This is a genomic window from Burkholderia sp. 9775_39 (assembly GCF_015712225.1).
Classification (GTDB): Bacteria; Pseudomonadota; Gammaproteobacteria; order Burkholderiales; family Burkholderiaceae; genus Burkholderia; species Burkholderia cenocepacia.
In genome coordinates this window covers 246,208-264,588 of record NZ_JACCQC010000005.1, presented here as the reverse complement: position 1 = coordinate 264,588, position 18,381 = coordinate 246,208, and the positions used below count along the sequence as shown (strand labels likewise).

The 18,381-nt window shown below is 67.6% G+C and carries 18 protein-coding genes; 5 read left to right on the top strand and 13 right to left on the bottom strand.

What is annotated here, in order from left to right; all coding sequences use genetic code 11:
• Positions 1-3: 3 nt before the first annotated feature.
• From H0X90_RS09510 to H0X90_RS09495, 4 genes are all read right to left on the bottom strand, one after another.
• Complete coding sequence (locus H0X90_RS09510; RefSeq protein ID WP_034202192.1) at positions 4-909, bottom strand: metal-dependent hydrolase; 906 nt, start codon at positions 907-909, stop codon at positions 4-6.
• Positions 906-1,838, bottom strand: coding sequence for an SDR family oxidoreductase (locus H0X90_RS09505; protein ID WP_012493394.1), 933 nt, complete (start codon positions 1,836-1,838; stop codon positions 906-908). Before H0X90_RS09505 ends, H0X90_RS09510 begins: the two co-directional genes overlap by 4 nt.
• Before the next feature lie 21 nt (positions 1,839-1,859).
• The gene (locus H0X90_RS09500) at positions 1,860-3,443 is read right to left on the bottom strand and encodes an NAD(P)/FAD-dependent oxidoreductase (RefSeq protein ID WP_006493056.1); all 1,584 of its coding nucleotides are present in this window, start codon (positions 3,441-3,443) and stop codon (positions 1,860-1,862) included.
• 246 nt (positions 3,444-3,689) lie between these two features.
• Positions 3,690-4,361, bottom strand: a complete 672-nt coding sequence (locus tag H0X90_RS09495; protein WP_077189433.1) for a lysoplasmalogenase — start codon at positions 4,359-4,361, stop codon at positions 3,690-3,692.
• Positions 4,362-4,722: 361 nt separating this feature from the next.
• Here H0X90_RS09495 and speB point away from each other — a divergent pair, with 361 nt between their 5' ends.
• The gene (gene speB, locus H0X90_RS09490) at positions 4,723-5,685 is read left to right on the top strand and encodes an agmatinase (RefSeq protein ID WP_077189361.1); all 963 of its coding nucleotides are present in this window, start codon (positions 4,723-4,725) and stop codon (positions 5,683-5,685) included.
• Positions 5,686-5,780: 95 nt separating this feature from the next.
• On the opposite strand, the gene H0X90_RS09485 is transcribed toward speB, so the two are convergent.
• The 5 genes from H0X90_RS09485 to H0X90_RS09465 form a co-directional block, all read right to left on the bottom strand.
• Positions 5,781-6,005 (bottom strand): hypothetical protein, encoded by a 225-nt coding sequence (locus tag H0X90_RS09485; protein ID WP_006485967.1) that lies wholly within the window; start codon positions 6,003-6,005, stop codon positions 5,781-5,783.
• A gap of 280 nt (positions 6,006-6,285) precedes the next feature.
• The gene (locus tag H0X90_RS09480; protein WP_006485974.1) at positions 6,286-6,489 is read right to left on the bottom strand and encodes a cold-shock protein; all 204 of its coding nucleotides are present in this window, start codon (positions 6,487-6,489) and stop codon (positions 6,286-6,288) included.
• Positions 6,490-6,870: 381 nt separating this feature from the next.
• Entirely contained in the window at positions 6,871-7,710 is an 840-nt protein-coding gene (locus H0X90_RS09475; protein ID WP_006485961.1) for a MerR family transcriptional regulator, read from the bottom strand.
• Positions 7,711-7,719: 9 nt separating this feature from the next.
• Positions 7,720-8,280: a GNAT family N-acetyltransferase gene (locus H0X90_RS09470; RefSeq protein WP_034202194.1), complete on the bottom strand. Its 561-nt coding sequence runs from the start codon at positions 8,278-8,280 to the stop codon at positions 7,720-7,722.
• 80 nt (positions 8,281-8,360) lie between these two features.
• On the bottom strand, positions 8,361-9,233 hold the full coding sequence (locus tag H0X90_RS09465; RefSeq protein WP_052106049.1) for a LysR family transcriptional regulator: 873 nt from the start codon (positions 9,231-9,233) through the stop codon (positions 8,361-8,363).
• A gap of 131 nt (positions 9,234-9,364) precedes the next feature.
• Here H0X90_RS09465 and H0X90_RS09460 point away from each other — a divergent pair, with 131 nt between their 5' ends.
• Positions 9,365-10,363 carry a quinone oxidoreductase gene (locus H0X90_RS09460; RefSeq protein WP_034202196.1) on the top strand — a complete coding sequence of 333 codons (999 nt, stop codon included), beginning with the start codon at positions 9,365-9,367 and terminating at the stop codon, positions 10,361-10,363.
• Positions 10,364-10,426: 63 nt separating this feature from the next.
• Here H0X90_RS09460 and H0X90_RS09455 read toward each other — a convergent pair whose 3' ends face one another.
• A complete protein-coding gene (locus H0X90_RS09455) occupies positions 10,427-11,941 on the bottom strand; it encodes an MDR family MFS transporter (RefSeq protein ID WP_060268209.1) in 1,515 nt (504 codons plus the stop codon).
• A 236-nt stretch (positions 11,942-12,177) separates the two neighbouring features.
• Here H0X90_RS09455 and H0X90_RS09450 point away from each other — a divergent pair, with 236 nt between their 5' ends.
• Positions 12,178-13,737, top strand: coding sequence for a methyl-accepting chemotaxis protein (locus tag H0X90_RS09450; protein WP_006496958.1), 1,560 nt, complete (start codon positions 12,178-12,180; stop codon positions 13,735-13,737).
• A gap of 64 nt (positions 13,738-13,801) precedes the next feature.
• Here the strand turns inward: H0X90_RS09450 and H0X90_RS09445 are convergent, their stop codons facing one another.
• Both H0X90_RS09445 and H0X90_RS09440 read right to left on the bottom strand, forming a co-directional pair.
• On the bottom strand, positions 13,802-15,469 hold the full coding sequence (locus H0X90_RS09445; RefSeq protein WP_077189362.1) for an ATP-binding domain-containing protein: 1,668 nt from the start codon (positions 15,467-15,469) through the stop codon (positions 13,802-13,804).
• Positions 15,470-15,587: 118 nt separating this feature from the next.
• A complete protein-coding gene (locus tag H0X90_RS09440) occupies positions 15,588-16,442 on the bottom strand; it encodes a helix-turn-helix domain-containing protein (RefSeq protein ID WP_006485970.1) in 855 nt (284 codons plus the stop codon).
• A gap of 486 nt (positions 16,443-16,928) precedes the next feature.
• Here H0X90_RS09440 and H0X90_RS36180 point away from each other — a divergent pair, with 486 nt between their 5' ends.
• Both H0X90_RS36180 and H0X90_RS09430 read left to right on the top strand, forming a co-directional pair.
• Complete coding sequence (locus tag H0X90_RS36180; RefSeq protein ID WP_011547465.1) at positions 16,929-17,138, top strand: hypothetical protein; 210 nt, start codon at positions 16,929-16,931, stop codon at positions 17,136-17,138.
• A 177-nt stretch (positions 17,139-17,315) separates the two neighbouring features.
• The gene (locus H0X90_RS09430) at positions 17,316-17,591 is read left to right on the top strand and encodes a hypothetical protein (protein ID WP_012493391.1); all 276 of its coding nucleotides are present in this window, start codon (positions 17,316-17,318) and stop codon (positions 17,589-17,591) included.
• A gap of 118 nt (positions 17,592-17,709) precedes the next feature.
• On the opposite strand, the gene H0X90_RS09425 is transcribed toward H0X90_RS09430, so the two are convergent.
• A complete protein-coding gene (locus H0X90_RS09425) occupies positions 17,710-18,357 on the bottom strand; it encodes a hypothetical protein (RefSeq protein WP_006485969.1) in 648 nt (215 codons plus the stop codon).
• Positions 18,358-18,381: the final 24 nt, after the last annotated feature.

Sequence of the window (18,381 nt, the reverse complement as noted above, 5' to 3'; positions counted from 1 at the left end):
GCGTCATGCCTGCGGCACCGGGTGCAGCGGCACGCGGCGCGGGGCGGCTTGCGCCGCGTAGCGCGCGTTGGTCGCGTCGATGTTGTCGAGCAGCGTGTCGAGCTCCTGCAGGTACTGATGGTTGTCGTGATCCCACGGGTGGAAACCCGGGCGGAAGTAGTCGAGCCATTCGCGCGCGATGCTCGGAAACACGCCGTGCTTCGGGCTGTACAGATACTTCACGAGGCGCCACATGCCGCCGAACTTGCCGTGTTCGCGACGGTGCGCGCGCATCAGGCGTACGTGGAAGTCGAACACGATGGCCCAGAAGAACACCGTCGTCGTCAGCATCGTGCCGGTGCGCAGCAGGTAGCTGCCGAGGCCCGGCTTCATCACGGTGCGCCACACGTCGTAGGACACCGCCTTGTGCTCGGTTTCCTCCATCGCGTGCCACATCCACATCTGCTGGTAGCCCTCGACCGAGCCGTCGATCCGGTGCTCGTGGCCCGACAGCAACTGGTTCGCGAGGATCGCCGTGTAGTGCTCGAGCGCGATCGTGATCGCCAGCTGCATCGAGTGCGGCAGCACCTTCTTGAACCAGCCGAGGATGGTCCACAGGCGCTTGTCGAGCTTGTGCGCGGGCAGCCCCGACGATTGCAGCAGGTCGTTGTATTCGATGTGCTCGCGCGTGTGCATCGCTTCCTGGCCGATGAAGCCGAGTACCTGCTTCTTCAACTCGGGATCCTCGATCCGGTCGCGGTAGTTGCGCACCGAATCCATGAAGAAGCGTTCGCCGGCCGGGAACAGCAGCGACAGCGCGTTCATGAAGTGCGTGACCGGCACGCCCTGCACGTGCCAGTCCTTCGCGCGTTCGGGCGGCAGCGCGAAACGGATGTCGCGCCGCACGGGCATCATGTTCGGGGTCGTCATGATTGTTCACCTCCCTGATTGCCTGCATTGTTGTAGGTCGCGTGCAGCGGGGCGGGCGCCGGCGCGCCGCGCGCGGCACGGCGGGCTTTCGCCGCCTCGCGGCGCGTCGCGAGCACGACGAGCGCCTGGTACGCGGCCGGCAGCACGCGCGCCATCCAGTCCGCGCCCTTCGCGTCGCGGCCGATCAGCACGCGGCGCTTGTTCTTGCGCACGCCGGCGAGGATCGTGCGCGCGGCGTCGTCGGCGGTCGTGATGAAGAACTTCTCGAAGCTGTCCTTGCCTTGCTGTTCGCTCTCGACGATGAAGCCGACCATGTTCTTCGCGACGCGGCTCGACTGCGCGATGTTCGTGCGGATGCCGCCCGGATGCACGCAGGTGGCCGACACGCCGCACTTCATCATGTCGAGTTCCTGGCGCAGCGATTCGGTGAAGCCGCGTACCGCGAACTTGGTCGCGTTGTAGCCGCTCATGCCCGGCTGCGCGAAGATCCCGAAGATGCTCGACGTGTTGATCACGTGGCCGTCGCCCGATGCCTTCAGGTGCGGCAGGAACGCCTTCGTGCCGTGCACGACGCCCCAGAAGTTGATGTTCACGATCCACTCGAGATCGCTGTATTCCATCCCTTCGATCGTGCTCGACAGCGCGACGCCCGCATTGTTGAAGATCAGGTTGACCTTGCCGTGCTCCTTCGCGGTGTCGTCGGCCCACGCGAACATCGCGTCGCGATCGCCGACGTCGAGCACGCGCGTCGACACGCGCACGTTCGGCGCGATCGCGCGGACGATCCGTTCGGTTTCCGCGAGGCCGACGCCGTTCTTGTCGGCGAGCGACACGTGGCAGCCGGCCTGCGCGAGCTGGATCGCGAGCGCGCGGCCCATGCCCGAGCCGGCTCCCGTGATCGCGGCCACCTTGTTGGCGAAATCTCTCATGTCGTTGGCTCCTTGTCTGGCTCAGGCCGCTTCGGCGGACGTGGAAGCGGAAGCGGCCGGCGCGGCGGCGGGCCGCGCGGTCGTGTCGTGTTGCGGCGCGCGATACGCGTGGTAATCGGCGATCGAGAAACGCGCGGTCGCCTGGCGGAAGCGCCACGTGAAGCCTGGCCACAGCGTCGTGTTCTTGCCGGTGCGCGGATCGAGATACCAGCTCTTGCAGCCGCCCGTCGACCAGATCGCCTTCTTCAGCTTGCCCTGCAGGTCGCTGTTGAACTGCGCCTCGACGAGCGGGCGCACCTCGATCGCGTCCGCGCGCTCGCGACGCATCGCCTGCAGCGCGCCGAGGATGTATTCGATCTGCGACTCGATCATGAACACCATCGAGTTGTGGCCAAGGCCGGTGTTCGGGCCGACGATCATGAAGAAGTTCGGATAGCCGGGCAGCGTCGAGCCGAGGTACGCGTGCGCGCCGTCGCGCCACGCGTCGACGATGTCGAGGCCGCCGCGGCCGATGATCGCGCCGCGCGGGTACGGATCGGCGACCTGGAAGCCGGTGCCGTAGATCAGGCAGTCGACTTCATGACGCTTGCCGTCGGTCGTCACGACCGCGTCGGCTTCGATATGGTCGATGCCGGTCGTGATCACGTCGACGTTCTTGCGCGACAGCGCCGGGTAATAGTCGTTCGAGATCAGCACGCGCTTGCAGCCGAGCGTGTAGTTCGGCGTGACGGTCTTGCGCAACTCCGGATCGGGAATCTGCTTGCGGATGTGCCGCAGCGCGAGCTTCTGCACGTTCTTCATCAGCGACGGATGGATCGCGAAGCCGAGCACGCGCGATTCGAGCATCCAGTAGATGCCGCTGCGCACGATCTTCTGCGTGAACGGCAGCGTGCGGAACAGCCATTTCTCGAAGCCGGTCAGGTTGCGGTCCGGCTTCGGCATGATCCACGGCGGCGTGCGCTGGAACAGCGCGAGTGCTTTCACGCGCGGCGCGATCTGCGGGACGAACTGGATCGCGCTCGCGCCGGTGCCGATCACCGCGACACGCTTGCCTTCGAGCGGGTAGTCGTGATCCCACTGCTGCGAATGGAACGCGCGGCCCTGGAAGGTTTCGACGCCGGGAATCGCCGGCAGCGCGGCGCGCGACAGGCCGCCCATGCCCGACACCAGCACGCGCGCGGACAGCCGCTTGCCGTTCGCGAACGTGAGGCGCCAGCGTTGCGCGGCTTCGTCGTATTCGGCGCGCTGCAACTCGTGATTCAGCCGCAGGTGCGGGCCGACGCCGAAGCGCTGCACGCAGTCTTCGAGATACGCGCGGATTTCCGGCTGCGGCGCGAACATGCGCGTCCAGCGCGGGTTCGGCGCGAACGAGAACGAATAGACGTGCGATTGCACGTCGCATGCACACCCGGGGTAATGATTGTCGCGCCACGTGCCGCCGACCGAGGCGGCCTTCTCGAGGACGACGAAGTCGGTCACGCCCGTCTGTTTCAGGCGGATCGCCATCCCGAGACCGGCGAAGCCGGTGCCGATGATGGCGATGTCGATGGTTTCGTCCGGGCCGTCATGGCCGGGTGGACCGAAAGGCAACGTGCGAGCATTCATCCGGGTGTCTCCGATTTGGCTCATTTTTGAATGTTACATTGTTTGATGTAACGATAGTGGGTGAACCCGGAAACCGCAAGAGGCTAGAAGCGGCGCTCTAAGGGCCGGAAGCCAGACGGGAAAAGGCTGAGCGGGGTTTGGAACGGTCGGGTTTCCGCAATGCGGGATGAGCGGAAAAGGCCGCCGGCAGGGCGAGACAGGGAAGAAACGGGACCACCGGCGCGCGACGGTCCGTTTGAAACGGTATCAGGGACGGATCGATCGGGTGGCCGTCTCATGGAAAACCCCGGCCACGATCGTGACCTGCGCGAGCGCATAGAGGCCCCAGATCAGATAGTCGATGCCCGGAAAGCCGCCGAGGAACCGGCCGACGCCGATCAGCGTGTCGGAGCCGACGAAGATCAGGCTGCCGATCGCGACCAGCGGGCCGCGCGTGCGGGCGGCGAGCGCGAAGCTCGCCATCGCGCACAGCACGAGCATGTAGATGGCGACCGGCGCCAGCAACTCGCCGAGGTGCGGGAAGAATGCCGCGTAGAACGCCGGCGCGGCCATCCACAGCCCGACGAGCGCGACGATGCGCCAGCCGTGCGGCCGCGCGCGCCACCGGAAGAAGATCGCGCAGTAGCACACGTGCGTGAGCAGGAATGCGCCGAGGCCGAGAACGAACGACAACGGCCAGTCGGGCAGCGCGAGCAGCACGTCGCCGAGCACGGCGGTCGCGAGCGCCGCGCACAGCCACGCGCGTTCGCGCGGCGCGCCGCAGGTGCTGCCTGCCGTGAGCAGCAGGATGCCCATCGCAGCTTTCGCGGCGGCCTGGCCCGGATAGGGCGCGACGGCGAGCGACAGGCCGTACAGCAGCGCCGCGGCGATGGCGAGCGGCCACAGCCGGCGGTAGGGGGCGGGAAGCGTGGCGATCAAGGCGGGTGTCTCCGGTTTGTAGTTGTCTGCGGTGGACGCCGCGCCGTCGAGGGCGCGGCTGTCGGCCATTATCCGGAAGAACGGGCGCGCGAAAACCGGCGAATCCTTCTAGGAAACGACCGCGACGGGCGGCGGTGCCGCCGCCGGATTTTTCCGCGCGTTGCCCCGGCCGAACCGGGGCAACGGCGTCGATTCGGCTTGCTATGATCGCCGCGGTATTGCCGCTGTCGCTGTCGATGTCCCGCCTGGCCGCGCGACCGGATGCGCGAGCCGGTGCGTGCCGATGAATCCATGCCGTGCCCGGCCCGCGCCCTCAGAGCGCGCGGGCCGGCGCCGGCACCCCACGAAAACAGGTCCGACCATGACCGAACTTCTTCACGGCGACGGCGCGATCCGTCGCACGACGCCGTACGGTTCCTCGATCGAAAACACCTATGCGGGCGTGCTGTCGTTCATGCGCCGCAATTACTCGCGCGTGCTCGACGGCATCGACGTCGCGATCTCCGGCGTGCCGCTCGATCTCGCGACGACCTATCGTTCCGGTGCGCGGCTCGGGCCGGCCGCGATTCGCGCGGCAAGCGTGCAGCTCGCGGAGCTCAATCCGTATCCGTGGGGCTTCAACCCGTTCGACGACCTCGCGGCCGTCGACTACGGCGACTGCTGGTTCGACGCGCACAACCCGTTGTCGATCAAGCCGGCGATCGTCGAGCATGCGCGCGCGATCCTGCGTTCGGGCGCGAAGATGCTGACGCTCGGCGGCGATCACTACATCACCTATCCGCTGCTGGTCGCGCACGCGGAGCGCTACGGCAAGCCGCTGTCGCTGATCCATTTCGACGCGCACTGCGATACGTGGGCCGACGACGATCCGGACAGCCTCAATCACGGGACGATGTTCTACAAGGCGGTGAAGGAAGGGCTGATCGATCCCGCGACGTCGGTGCAGGTCGGCATCCGCACGTGGAACGACGACTTTCTCGGGATCGAGCGGCTCGATGCCGCGTGGGTGCATGACCAGGGTGCGCGGGCGGCGGTCGAGCGGATCGTCGCGATCGTCGGTGCGCGGCCTGCGTACCTGACGTTCGATATCGACTGCCTCGATCCGGCGTTCGCGCCGGGAACGGGGACGCCGGTGGCCGGCGGGCTCTCGTCCGCGCAGGCGCTGGCGATCGTGCGGGGGCTCGGGGCGGTGAATCTGGTCGGGGCGGATGTGGTGGAGGTGGCGCCGGCGTACGATCACGCGGACATCACGGCGATCGCGGCCGCGCATGTGGCTTGCGATCTGCTGTGTCTGTGGCGGCAGAAGAAGGTGGCGGCGCGGTGACGCAGGTGAGCGGGCATGTGATGCGGAAGGCCGGCGGGCAGTTGCCCGCCGTTTTTTTATGACCGTCTGCGCGGATCTCGCGAGTAGCGCGGCGTTCAACCGCGCGTATCGACCCAGTGGCGCGCCCAGCGTGCCGAATGCGCGAGCGCCTGTGCCTCGCTCGCGAAGTAATCGAGCGAATAGAACTGGTAGCGGCCTTCGCCGTGCGTGCTATCGGCGCGTTCGAGCAGCAGGTTGGAGGAAAAACTCCCGTCGGGCAGGCGATGCGCCGAGGGTTGGACGGCATAGCCGTTGTATTGCTGAATTCGTTGGTTGTCCATTTTAATTTTAATGATGTTCGAGTGCGCGCGTGCCGTGCGAAATACGCACGGTTACGCCGATTCAAAGCCATTGCGAGCCGAATCAGACGCAGTCGGAAAGCGAAAATAAGGCGTTGCGGCCAGAGGGGGGATGAAGTGCAACGAGACGTGTAGCGCGTGGCGAGCTGCTGACTGAACAGATGCAGCTAAAAAGCCGGTCGCGCCAACTTGGGGAGACGAAGCTCCGTGGGGATGTCGCTGCGACCCGGCGTCCGTCGTGGGAGGCCGGGCCCTTCAAACTTTACAGCGGCTTGATGTTCGCCGCTTGCAGACCCTTCGGTCCTTGCTTCGTTTCGAAGCTCACTTTCTGGTTTTCAGCCAGCGTCTTGAAGCCGTCGGCACGAATTTCCGAGAAGTGAGCGAACAGATCGTCGCCGCCGTTGTCCGGCGTGATGAAGCCAAAGCCTTTGCTGTCGTTGAACCACTTGACGATACCGGTATCCATGAAGATTCCTTGAGAAAAAATAGAGAAATTTGCTCTGTGGAAGAGCGCGTGAAGCGTCAAGGAGGGAGAGGACAACGAATACCGCTGAGGAGGAGCGAGCAATTGATGAACAGCAATCGGACTTCTTGGACTTCGGTGCCTACACTAACCGTCGCTGGGGCTCGCGTCAACCGTTATCTTGTAACTGTTTCGCAGCGTAGCCTGCGATGACGGACGCAGCGCGGTGGCGCCGTCTGGCTGGAATGCGCGCGGGCGCGGCTGCTGGCCATTTGCCGGCCCATGCTGGCGGCTATCGTCACCTGCCATGGACGTCGGCCTTTCCTCCAGCCGGACACGCGCGCGTTGTCGCGAAAAGCCCACGCATGCATGACGGCGAAGGCCTTACGCGGTGTCGCCGTCGCCCTGCGTATCGCTCGTACCGGACTGCCGCGCGGCTTCGTCGCTGAGTTTCTTGTCGAGAATCGTCGCGACGCGGCCGCCCAGATACGCGCTCGCCGCATTCTCGAGCGCGCGGTTCGTCTCGCCTTCGACGAACACGGCCGCGAGCGGGCGCAGCCGCCAGATCGCGTCGACGAGCGCCGGCACGTCGGTGGCGGGCGGCAGCGTGCCTTCGTCATAGCGGTCGAGCCGCTTCACGACGAGATCGACGAGCAGCCGCGCGATCGCGTCGAAATGCGGCCGCGCGACGCTGATCACGTCGAGCAGTTCGCGCGGTGGAATCCCTTCCTTCGTCATCGCGGCGGCGGCCTCGAGCAGCGCGGGGCTTTTCGCGACGAACGACAGGCCGCGCCGTTCGAGCAGCCCGAGCTCGGTCACGCGCGACAGTTGCGTGGTCGCCTGCGGGCCGAACATCTGCGCGAGTTGCGCGAGCGAGTAGGTTTTCGGCAGCTCGTGCGACCAGCGGCCGCCGATCGCGTTTTCGAGGCCGAGGATCGAGCGCAGGTCGTGGCCTTCGTCGATCGCCTTGATCAGGTCCTGGATGTTCGACAGCGTGTAGCCGCGCGCGAGCAGATGGTTGATCAGCTTCAGGCGCGCGACGTGCGTGTCGTCGTAGATGCCGACGCGCCCGCGTTTCTCCGGCGGCGCGAGCAGCCCGCGATCCTGGTAGGCGCGGACGTTGCGCACGGTGGTATCGGACACGCGCGCGAGCTCGTCGACCGTGTACTCGTTGCGGGAATCCGGCGTGGCCTCGTCGGGCGTGGAATGAGTCTGTTTTGACATGCGGCCATTCTAGCGCGCCGGGGCAGGCTCGGGCGAGGCGGGGCGCGTGTTCGCGCCTTCGCCGAGCGGGCGCTGCAGCAGCGCCGTATCGATCCAGCGGCCGTGCTTGAAGCCGACCGCTTTCAGCTGGCCGGCCGGTTCGAAGCCGAACGCGCGATGCAGCGACGTCGAGCCGCCGGTGCCGCCGTCGGCGATCACCGCGATCATCTGCCGCCACGGGCCGCCTTCGCAGCGCGCGATCAGCGCGGCGAGCAACGCGCGGCCGATTCCGCGGCCGCGCTGCGCGTCGTCGATGTAGATCGAATCCTCGATCGCGAAGCGGTACGCGCTGCGCGTGCGGTACGGCGTCGCGTACGCGTAGCCGGCCACGCGGCCGTCGCATTCGGCGACGAGATACGGCAGCCCATGGTTCAGCACCGCGTCGCGGCGTGCGCGCAATTCGGCGACGTCGGGCGGCGTTTCCTCGAACGACGCGACGCTGTGGTGAACGTGGTGCGCATAGATCGCGTGGATCGCCTCGAGGTCGGCATCGGTCGCGTCGCGCACGACGCAGGCGGGAGTGTTGGACATGGCGGCAGGGCGGTCGGAATCAAAACGCTACTATGCCGGCCGTCGCCGCGCGTGGTAAAGCCGTTTGCGGCTTCGGCGGCTTACAACCGGCCGTCCGCCGCATGCACAGCATCGGCGATCGCGTCGGCGACGCGCTGTACGCGCGGCGACCGGCGCACGTCCGGGTGAACGACGAGCCAGATTTCGCGCTCGATGTCGCAATGCGGCGCGGCCGTCAGCTCGACGAGCGGCGCGCCGGCATGCGCGGCCGGATCGTCGACGAGAAACCGCGGCAGCAGCGCGACGCCGGCCCCGGCCGCGCACGCGCGATGCTGCGCGGCGAGGTCGTTGGCGATGAACGCAAAGCGGCGCCCGGCCGCGAAGCGTTCGAGCCATTGCTGCTGCGGCGTTTGCGCGAGCGCGTCGTCGTAGCCGATGAAGGGCCAGGTGTCGGGCGGCGCATCGGCCCATTCCGGCGCCGCGCACAGCGCGAAGCGCATCGTGCCGAGCCGGCGCGCGGCGAGCCCCGGCTCGCTCGGCCGCGACAGCCGCACCGCGAGGTCGGCTTCGCGCGCATACAGGTTCGCCGCATGCATCTCGCCCATCAGGTCGATCCGCAGCGCCGGCCACGCGCGCTGCGCGCGAGCCAGGCGCGGCGCGAGGAAATGGCTCGCGAACACCGGCGACGCCGATACCCGCACCACGCCGTCGAGCGCCGCCGCACCGTGCGCGGCGCGCGCGAACGCATGCGCATCGGCTTCGAGGCGCGTGGCGTGCTCGGCGAGGTGCAGCCCTTCGTCGGTCGGCGGCCAGCCGCGCGGCAGCCGGTCGAACAGCCGGATTCCCAGTGCCGACTCCAGCGCGTCGATGCGCCGCGCGACCGTCGAATGCTGGACCTGCAGCGCCCGCGCGGCGGCCGACAGGCTGCCGCCGCGCATCACCGCCAGGAAGTAGCGGATGTCGTCCCAGCTCATCGGCAGTGCGGGTGAGGCGACAGGATCACGATCGGTCGAATTTTGCACAGTAGATGGGCGTTCAACGTGAATTCCGTTCGATTATGCACGATGGGATGATCGTGTCACTTCATTCGATAACGAGGAACGTCATGACCCAAACCGCCAATGCCATCCGGATCGGGATCGACCGTTACGGCGATGCCGGCGTGCTGCGCCGCGTCGATGCGCCCGTCGCGCCGCCCGGCGCCGGCGAAGTACGGATTCGCCAGACCGCGATCGGCGTGAATTTCGTCGATATCTACTTCAGGACCGGCGCGCATGCATTGCCCGCGCTGCCGGACGCGCTCGGCGTCGAGGCGGCCGGCGTGATCGACGCGGTCGGGCCGGGCGTGACGGAGCTCGTGCCCGGTCAGCGCGTCGCGTATGCCGGCATGCCGACCGGCAGCTATGCGAGCCTGCGCACGATGCCGGCCGAGCGCGTGCTGCCGATTCCAGACGGGCTGAGCGACGAAGCCGCCGCCGCCGGGCTGCTGAAGGGGATCACCGTCTACATGCTGCTGCATCGCGTGCGGCAGGTCGGCGCCGGCGACACGGTGCTCGTGCATGCGGCGGCCGGCGGCGTCGGGCTGCTGGCGACGCAGTGGGCGCGCGCGCTCGGCGCACGGGTGATCGGCACGGTCGGATCGGCTGCGAAAGCCGCGCTGGTGCGCGCGCACGGCGCGGAAGCGGTGGTCGATTATCGCGAGGCGGATTTCGTCGCGGCCGCGCGTGCCTTCGGCGGCGGTGCGGGCGTCGATTACGCGATCGACGGAATCGGCGGCGACGTGCTGACCCGCACGCTCGGGGCGATTCGTCCGTTCGGGATGGTCGCGAGCATCGGGCAGGTGGCCGCGATCGGCACGCGGCAGACGTTCGATCTCGACGAGCTGGGCCCGGCCCGTTCGATCGCGCTCGCGCGGCCGAGCGTGCTCGGTTTCATCGCGCGGGACGTCGGCGCGTATCGGGACGCCGCGCGGGCGACGCTCGACCGGCTGGCAGGCGGCATGCACGTCGAGATCGGCGCGCGCCTGCCGCTCGAACAGGCGGCCGATGCGCACCGGTTGCTGGAGTCGCGCGCGACGACGGGCGGTGTCGTGCTGTTGGCGTGATGACGGGGCGGGCGACTCGCGACGCGGCTCGACCCGACGGTCGTGTCGCGAGCCGCCGCTCGCTCAGTTGTGCGTGCGCAGCGGCGCATCTTCGACGAACCACGCGAGCACGAACGCGATCGCGATCACCGTCGCGGCCGACAGGTACACGACGTGCAGCGAGCCGGCGAACGCGTGCAGATACGCGTCGCGCACGGCGTCCGGCAACTGGTGCACGGCGGCCGGGCCGAGCGCGGGCGGCAGCTCGGTGCCGGCCGGCAGCGCGTGCCTCATCCGCGCTTGCAGCCCGTGCGAGAACAGCGCGCCGAATGCGGCGACGCCGAGCGAGCCGCCGATCGAGCGGAACAGCGTCGCGCCCGACGTCGCCACCCCCATGTGCCGGAATTCGACCGTGTTCTGCACGGCGAGCGTCAGCACGGGCATCACCATCCCGAGCCCGATTCCGAGCAGCGCCATGTACGCGTACATCGTGTGCAGCGGCGTATCGAGCGTCAGCGTCGACAGCAGCGCCATCGCGACGCCGCCGATCAGCGTCCCGGCGATCGGGAACATCCGGTACGAGCCGAGCCGCGAGATCAGCCGCCCGCTGACGATCGACGTCACGAGCATCCCGCCCATCATCGGCAGCAACTGCATGCCGGCCTGCGACGGCGTCGAGCCCTTCACGACCTGCAGGTAGAGCGGGATGAACGTGACCGAGCCGAACAGCGCGATGCCGACCACGAAGCCGATCAGGCTGACCAGCACGAAGGTGCGGTGACGGAACAGGTCGAGCGGCATGATCGGCTCGGCCGCCAGGCGCTCTTCATAAATGAAGCCGCCGATCGCGACGAGCCCGAGCACGAGCGTCATCCACAGCTGCGGCGACGTCCACGGCAGCAGCGAGCCGCCTTCGCTCGTGAACAGGATCACGCAGGTGAGGGCGGTCGCGAGGAATGCGGCGCCCAGGTAGTCGATCCGGTGCTTCACGTGCGCGGTGTGCGGCCGGAACGCCATGCCGATCACCGCGAGCGCGAGCAGGCCGAGCGGCAGGTTGATCGTGAAGATCCAGCGCCATGACAGATGCTCGACCAGGAAGCCGCCGAGCAGCGGGCCGACGATCGTCGCGAGGCCGTAGACGCCGCCGAACATCCCCTGGTAGCGCGCCCGGCGATCGGGCGGGACCAGATCGCCGATCGCGGCCATCGTGACGACCATCAGGCCGCCGCCGCCGAGCCCCTGCAGCGCGCGCAGCCCGATCAGTTGCGTCATGTCCTGCGCGACGCCGCACAACGCCGAGCCGGCGAGAAACAGCACGATCGCGGCCTGCAGCACGATCTTGCGGCCGTACAGGTCGCCGAGCTTGCCGTACAGCGGCAGCACGACGGTGGACGACAGCAGGTACGCGGTGACGACCCACGACAACTGGTCGAGCCCGCCGAGTTCGCCGACGATCGTCGGCAGCGCGGTCGACACGATCGTCTGGTCGAGCGCGGACAGCAGCATGACGAGCAGCAGCGCGGCGACGATCAGCCCGGTCGGCGCGTCGCGGCGGGCCGCGTCGGCGGCCGGCGGAGTGAGGAGGGTGTCGGTTGTCATCGAGATATCTGCCGTGGCAGGAAAACTGGATCGAAATATAGCCATGGATGATTGACTAGTCAATTTCTGCTCAGCCTCGATATGTTGCAGTCGTAACAGGAGATTGCCCGCCCGAAAGAAAAATTGACCACGATCAGCCGGAAAGCGGGGATGGACTCAAGTTTTTTGCAGGCAAACCGTAATCCAGAGTGCCGCGGACCGATTGCCGCGGCACTTTTCATCGCTCACGTGCCGTCATGAACCTGAACGCCCTGTTTTCCCGTTTCTCGATCCGTACGCGGATTTTCTCCACGCTCGGCCTCGTCGCCGTGCTGCTCGTCGTATCGGGGCTGATCGGCCTCGCGGGCATGCAGAGCTCGAATCGTGCGCTCGACGAGGCCTATACGCGGCAACTGGCCGCGAAGACCGCGCTGTCCGCGGCGAGCCTGAACCTGACGATCGTGCGCACCACGCTCGACCGTGCGCTGCTGCATCCGGAAGCGCCGGACGTATCGGAACTCGTGAAGAAGGCCGAGGGCTATCTCGCGAAGGCTGACACGGCGTGGCGCAGCTACGCGGCGATGCCGCACGGCGACGACGAAGGCCCGCTCGCGAGCCGCCTCGATGCCGCGCGCCAGGCGCTGATCGGGCAGGCGCTGAAGCCGATGATCGATGCGATCCGCGAAGGGCGGCGCGACGAAGCCGACCGCTTGCTGATGACCGTCGCGCCGCCGTTGTCGGTCGCGCTCACGCAGGCGACCGACGCGCTCGATGCGTACCAGGCCGCGCGCGGCAAGGACGTGTACGACACCGCGCAGACCTATTACGGCTGGATGCGGATGGGCGCGATCGCGGGGATCGCGTTCGGGCTGGCCGCGTGCCTCGGCTGCGCGATCGGCCTGCATTTCGCGATCACGCAGCCGGTGAATCGTCTGCTGTCGCATTTCCGCCGCCTGTCGGAGGGCGACCTCACGTCGGAAGTGCGCTGGTCGTCGCGCGACGAGATGGCCGAGCTGGTCAAGGGCGTGACCGGCATGCAGCGCAGCCTCGCGGATACGGTGCGCCAGGTCAGCCAGGGTTCGGAAGCGATCTCGACGGCGACGCACCAGATCGCGGCCGGCAACACCGACCTGTCGCAGCGCACCGAAGAGCAAGCATCGGCGCTGCAGGAAACGGCCGCGAGCATGGAGCAACTGACGGCGACCGTGAAGCAGAATGCCGACCACGCGCTCGAGGCGCAGGCCTGCGCGGACAGCGCGAGCGAGATCGCGACGCGCGGCGCGACGGTCGTCGGCGAGGTGATCGGCACGATGAACGAGATCGACCAGAGCTCGCAGAAGGTCGCCGACATCATCGGCACGATCGAAGGCATCGCGTTCCAGACCAACATCCTCGCGCTGAATGCGGCGGTGGAAGCCGCGCGCGCGGGCGAGCAGGGCCGCGGCTTCGCGGTGGTCGCGGGCGAGGTGCGCACGCTGGCACAGCGCTCGGCGTCCGCGGCGAAGGAAATCCGCACGCTGATCGGCGAATCGGTCGAACGGGTCGCGACCGGCTCGCGGCTCGTCGGCATGGCCGGCACGACGATGCAGGACATCCAGCAGGCGATCGGCCGCGTGACGGGCATCATGACGGAGATCGCGGCCGCGTCGAGCGAGCAGCGCGACGGGATCGAGCAGGTGAACCGCGCGGTGTCGCAGATGGATCAGGTGTCGCAGCAGAACGCGGCGCTCGTCGAGCAGGCGGCCGCGGCCGCCGCGTCGCTCGAGGAACAGGCGGATGGGCTGCGTCGCGCGGTCGGCGCGTTCCGCGTCGCCTGAACCGAAATGACGGCGGCGCGATGACGGGCCGGCGCTCGCTCGCCGGCCGCGTCGACCCGCGGCGTCAACCCGTTGCGAGTTGCGCGGCCGCGCGCGACGACGCGACGATCAGCAGCTTCATCGTCGCGCGCGTCGCACCGACAAACAGCTTGCGCGCGGCACGCGCGTCGAGCGTGTCGAAGTCGACTTCGGTGAGGATCACGCACGGCGCCGACTGACCCTTGAAACGGTAGATCGAATCGAGCAGCACATCGCCGTCGCGATACTCGGGGTTGCCGAACAGGTCGTACTTGCCGGTGAAGCGCTTGATCCGGTGCGGGCCGAGCTGGTCGAGCGGCGCGAGCACCGAGCCTTCGCGGCCGCGGTACGACAGCACCGCGATGTCCTGCTTGCGGAAGCCGAGCGACAACGCGTGCGTGATCGCACGCTTGGTCGCGTCGATGCAGGCTTGCGCCGAGGCGTCGCCCGACGCGCCATCGTCCCCGTAGGCCGACACCGACGGATCGGAGCCGTCGAACGGGCTGCCCGAGCGCAGTTCGGCCGCGAGCGGCTCGACCCGGCCGACGACGTCGCGCACGAATTCGAGCAGGTCGCGCGGGCTGCGGTAGTTCGTGAGTGCCTTCAGCGTGACCCAGCCGGGCAGTGCGACGGGTTCGCGCATGTACAGGTTCTGCAGCGGATCTTCCAGCCACCACCATGCGGCGTCCGGCGCCAGCAGGCGCTCGAGCGCGGCGGCCCACGGCGCATGGAAATCCTGCCCTTCGTCGACGACCAGCACGTCGAAGCGCCAGCGCTCGGGAATCGGCGCTTGCGCGAAGCGCGCCTCCAGCCGTTCGAATTCGCCGGGCACCTGGAAATCGGGCGTATAGCCGCCGTCGCGCGCGACCCAGTCGCACAGCTGGTGGTAGTTCGCGATCTTCGCGCCGGGCGGCGCGATGCGCGTGATGTAATCGGCGAGCGGCCGGTTGAAGCAGACGTACAGCACCCGTTTGCCGGCCGCGACGGCATCGCGCATCACCCGCACCGCGAGCTGCGTCTTGCCCGAGCCGGCGGTGCCGGTGACGCGCAGCCGGAACGGCGCGAATTCGAGCTGGCGCGCCCAGGCGGCGAGCCCGCCCGACAGCCGGGTGACGAGCGTGCCGGCCTGGCCGACGAGTGCGCTCGTGTCGGGCGTGAGCGCGAGCTCGTCCGCGAGGAAATGGTGGAGCTTCGGCGCGTTCGGAAAGGGTTCGTCGGCCTCGGGCAGGATCTGCAGGATCACCTGCCCGAGCTGCGCCTTGCGCGACGCATCGACGATGCGCTCGGGCGCGACGCCGGCGATCGACGCGTCGCGGATCGCGTAGTCGGGGCAGTACAGCAGCGCCTCGACGCCGTAGACGCCCGCGCCGAGCGCGGCCGTCAGGCGCCGGTGCAGCGTCTCCTGCGTGCGCGCGAGCTGGATCGGGACATTGCGCTCCTTCTGCAGGTAGACCTTCACGAGCCCTTTCGGCGTTTCGCGCAGGAAGCCGGCTTTCTGCTCGATCAGCAGCACGCGGCCGGCCGGGCTCACGACGACGAACGCGGCTTCGCCGAACACCGAGAACGCCTGGTCGGCGCGTGTCCAGTGGACGCCGTGATACACGGTGTAGCCGTCGGGCAGCGCGTGTTCGAGCGCGGCGAGCGTTTCGCGCTCGCGTTCGGCCGCGCCGGTCGCGGCGAGGCTTTTCCAGTCGTCGGGGATGAGGCGGGCCATGGCGTCGGGCGGCGGATGCCGGCGTGGGCGTGAACGGGTGCGGCTATTGTACTGAGGAACCCGCTCATGCCCGCGGCGCGGGCGGTGGCCATTCGACGGGCGGCCGACCCGGCGGACGTCAGCCGCGCGCGAGCCGCTTCGCGAGATCGGCGCTGAGGATCGCCATGCGCGCGGGTTTTTCGTAGCACACCACGTCGAACGCGCGGATCACTTCGCTGATGTCGGCTTCGCTCGCGCGGCCGGTGAGCAGGTCGCCCGTCAGCACGAAAATCGGCGCGCCCGGGTTGTCGGACGTGCGCACGGCCTTGATCGCGGTGGCGGCCGTGCTGTCGTCGAACAGCCATTCGGTCAGGACCGCGTCGAAGGCCTGGCCCTGCAGCGCGTCGACGAACGGCGCGAGACCGTCGAATGCGGCCGTCGCGAAACCTTGCCGTTCGAGATAGCGGCACAGCTCGGTCGCGCTGACGCGATCCGGGTCGATCACCGCGACGACGAGCTTGTCGCTCTCCGCGCGGCGCGGGTAGATCTCGATCTTGTGCACGTCGTACGCGTTCTGGTACAGCACGCCGGTATGGCGCAGCACGCGCCAGCGGCCGTTCTGTTCGTACGCGACGAACTCGGGGCGCGCGCCGGCTTCGAGCGGCGCGCCGATCCAGGCGGTGCACGGAATCTCGGCGACGCCCGCATACAGGACGGCTTCCTGGGAATAGGCGCCGACCATGCCGGGGTCGAGCGTTTGCGCGCCGAACAACTGGGCGGCGGGTTCGCCGTACGCTTCGGCGACTTTCTTGATCTGCGCGAGCGTCCAGGGGCTGCTGCCGCGCAGTTTGCGGTGGCCTTGCGAGAAACTCAGATCGAGGATGCGGCACAGCTCGGTGGTCTGCTGGCGCTTGCCGATGCCGTTGCGGGTCATCAGCTCGCGCACGCGCTCGGCAACCGCGAGGGAATCCGTGGTGATTGCTTCAGTGGTCATGCTACGGGAACGGATCGTGACGTTCAGAACGACGCCTTGCGGCAGTCTCGGCGGACAGTCTTCATGACGTCCAATGGCGAGCCGACCGGCCACGCACGGAAAAGATAACTTTACCGCAAAATGGTCGTCATTCAGTGTTGTGAAAGGTGCGTTTGTGTGAAAGGTGTGTCATGAAGTTACGCTCGACCGGCCCGAGCGCGCGGGCGCGACGGTGCGTTCGACGCCGGTCGGCCCGGATTCCGGTGGGCCGGGATGCGATTCCACCCAAGGCGGCAGGTAATCGCCGCGCGATGCACCAACGCAGGGCGCATGCTCGCCCGAACCGAGGTATTGGGCCCGTTTTGCAGGATATCGCGCGACGGCCGGCGGAGGCGCTGGCAGGGCGATCGATCGACGGTTTCTTCTAGTGAAACCGGCGTGGATACATTTGCGAAGTCGACGAAGCTGCATGCTACGATTTCGCCGTCTCAAAAAAGTGTTGAACCGATGCAGAAGAAATTCTTGATGCGCGGATACGAAATGAACTGCGAGCCGCGCGTGACGGAGACCGGCAAATACGCCGCGCAGGTCGAGGTCACGAAGGTGGGTTTCAGCCGTGAGGCTGCGTTCCGCAAGCTGGGTGAATTCGATACCGAAGCCGAAGCGGTCGCGTACGCGAGACAATTCTCCGAAGAGTGGTTGAGCCGCTATGCGTAGGTAGTGCCGCGTGTGCCCGTGCCCGTGCAATGCGGGCCTCCGGTTGACCGGCGGCGCGGCGCCCCGAACGGCTGGAATTCCTGCCTGAATATTGCGAATGCGCCCGGAAATTTGTAGATTGACGACTCCTGTTGTGAGATATCGATCGTCCGAAGGCAACGCAATTGGAGACTGCGAATGTCCACTTTGTGCATGCAGACCGTCGTTCACGGCAAAACTGTCCAGGTCGTGCTGTCGCCGGAGCGGCGTACGGCCCGGATCGACATCGTCGATGACGAAACCGGCAGCTATCCGCCCCGCACGATGAGCATCGAGCAGTACGTCGACGCCGGCATGGCCGACGACGAAATCGCGCGGCATGTGCTCGAAGTCGTCACGATGAGCATCGAGCAGCTTGCGAGGCTGCAGCCGTTCGACCGCGCGGCAGGCACTCAAACGCGCTATTCGCACTGACGGCGCTTGGGCAGCGGCTGCTCCCGCGCAGACCGCAGTTCCGGCTGAATCGCCGCGTGGCTGATCGAGCGTTCGACATGTCGTCGTCGAGCCGGCATGCATCGGTCGCGCGTTCGCGCTACGCCGGCATGTACAGGAACGGCTCGCCGTCTTCCCGCTCGACGGACAGCAGCCGTTTGAGCTGATCCAGCGCGAACAGTTGCTTGCCGTCCGCCGCCGCTTCGGCGATCGCGGCATCGACCAGCTTGCGCGCCCGCGCCAGGATCACGGATCGCTGCCGCGCAATCTCGAGCACCATCCGTTGCTCGACGTTCTGCCGATTCGATTTCCTGTCGCTCAGGTGACGCCAGCGATCGCGAAGCTCGGCCCACGTGATGCGCTGAAATTCCGGAATCGTGCACGGCAGCGTGCCGGCCTCGGCCGGCTCGGGCTGCGCGCGCAACGCGCTGCGCAGTGCCGCGCGGGCACGCCATTCGTCCGAAAACGGCGCATACACGTCGCGCGTGCGGCCGATCGGATTCGCGCGCTCGATTTCCTTTTCGAGCAGGTAGCCGAGCCGCCGAAGCGCGGACCCATGCGCGAGCATGTCCGGATCGAGCACGCGGATGCGGCGCGATGCGTCCGCGACGTGGGCTTTCAATTCCCACAGCGTCAGGCGGAGGTGCTGCACTTCGAGTATCAGGCGCTGCACGTCCGCGTAGGTGCAGTGCGTCCACCATTCGGTGAGGTCGTTCAGCTTGGGAGGATCGAATGGGGGGAGGATCATTTTTACTGCGATGACACTGTATGG

Excerpts from the sequence above, each read along its gene's own strand:
- H0X90_RS09510 (WP_034202192.1), bottom strand. The coding sequence starts at position 909 with ATGACGACCCCGAACATGATGCCCGTGCGGCGCGACATCCGTTTCGCG.
- H0X90_RS09505 (WP_012493394.1), bottom strand. The coding sequence starts at position 1,838 with ATGAGAGATTTCGCCAACAAGGTGGCCGCGATCACGGGAGCCGGCTCG.
- H0X90_RS09500 (WP_006493056.1), bottom strand. The coding sequence starts at position 3,443 with ATGAATGCTCGCACGTTGCCTTTCGGTCCACCCGGCCATGACGGCCCG.
- speB (WP_077189361.1), top strand. The coding sequence starts at position 4,723 with ATGACCGAACTTCTTCACGGCGACGGCGCGATCCGTCGCACGACGCCG.
- H0X90_RS09485 (WP_006485967.1), bottom strand. The coding sequence starts at position 6,005 with ATGGACAACCAACGAATTCAGCAATACAACGGCTATGCCGTCCAACCC.
- H0X90_RS09480 (WP_006485974.1), bottom strand. The coding sequence starts at position 6,489 with ATGGATACCGGTATCGTCAAGTGGTTCAACGACAGCAAAGGCTTTGGC.
- H0X90_RS09475 (WP_006485961.1), bottom strand. The coding sequence starts at position 7,710 with ATGTCAAAACAGACTCATTCCACGCCCGACGAGGCCACGCCGGATTCC.
- H0X90_RS09470 (WP_034202194.1), bottom strand. The coding sequence starts at position 8,280 with ATGTCCAACACTCCCGCCTGCGTCGTGCGCGACGCGACCGATGCCGAC.
- H0X90_RS09465 (WP_052106049.1), bottom strand. The coding sequence starts at position 9,233 with ATGAGCTGGGACGACATCCGCTACTTCCTGGCGGTGATGCGCGGCGGC.
- H0X90_RS09460 (WP_034202196.1), top strand. The coding sequence starts at position 9,365 with ATGACCCAAACCGCCAATGCCATCCGGATCGGGATCGACCGTTACGGC.
- H0X90_RS09455 (WP_060268209.1), bottom strand. The coding sequence starts at position 11,941 with ATGACAACCGACACCCTCCTCACTCCGCCGGCCGCCGACGCGGCCCGC.
- H0X90_RS09450 (WP_006496958.1), top strand. The coding sequence starts at position 12,178 with ATGAACCTGAACGCCCTGTTTTCCCGTTTCTCGATCCGTACGCGGATT.
- H0X90_RS09445 (WP_077189362.1), bottom strand. The coding sequence starts at position 15,469 with ATGGCCCGCCTCATCCCCGACGACTGGAAAAGCCTCGCCGCGACCGGC.
- H0X90_RS09440 (WP_006485970.1), bottom strand. The coding sequence starts at position 16,442 with ATGACCACTGAAGCAATCACCACGGATTCCCTCGCGGTTGCCGAGCGC.
- H0X90_RS36180 (WP_011547465.1), top strand. The coding sequence starts at position 16,929 with ATGCAGAAGAAATTCTTGATGCGCGGATACGAAATGAACTGCGAGCCG.
- H0X90_RS09430 (WP_012493391.1), top strand. The coding sequence starts at position 17,316 with ATGTCCACTTTGTGCATGCAGACCGTCGTTCACGGCAAAACTGTCCAG.
- H0X90_RS09425 (WP_006485969.1), bottom strand. The coding sequence starts at position 18,357 with ATGATCCTCCCCCCATTCGATCCTCCCAAGCTGAACGACCTCACCGAA.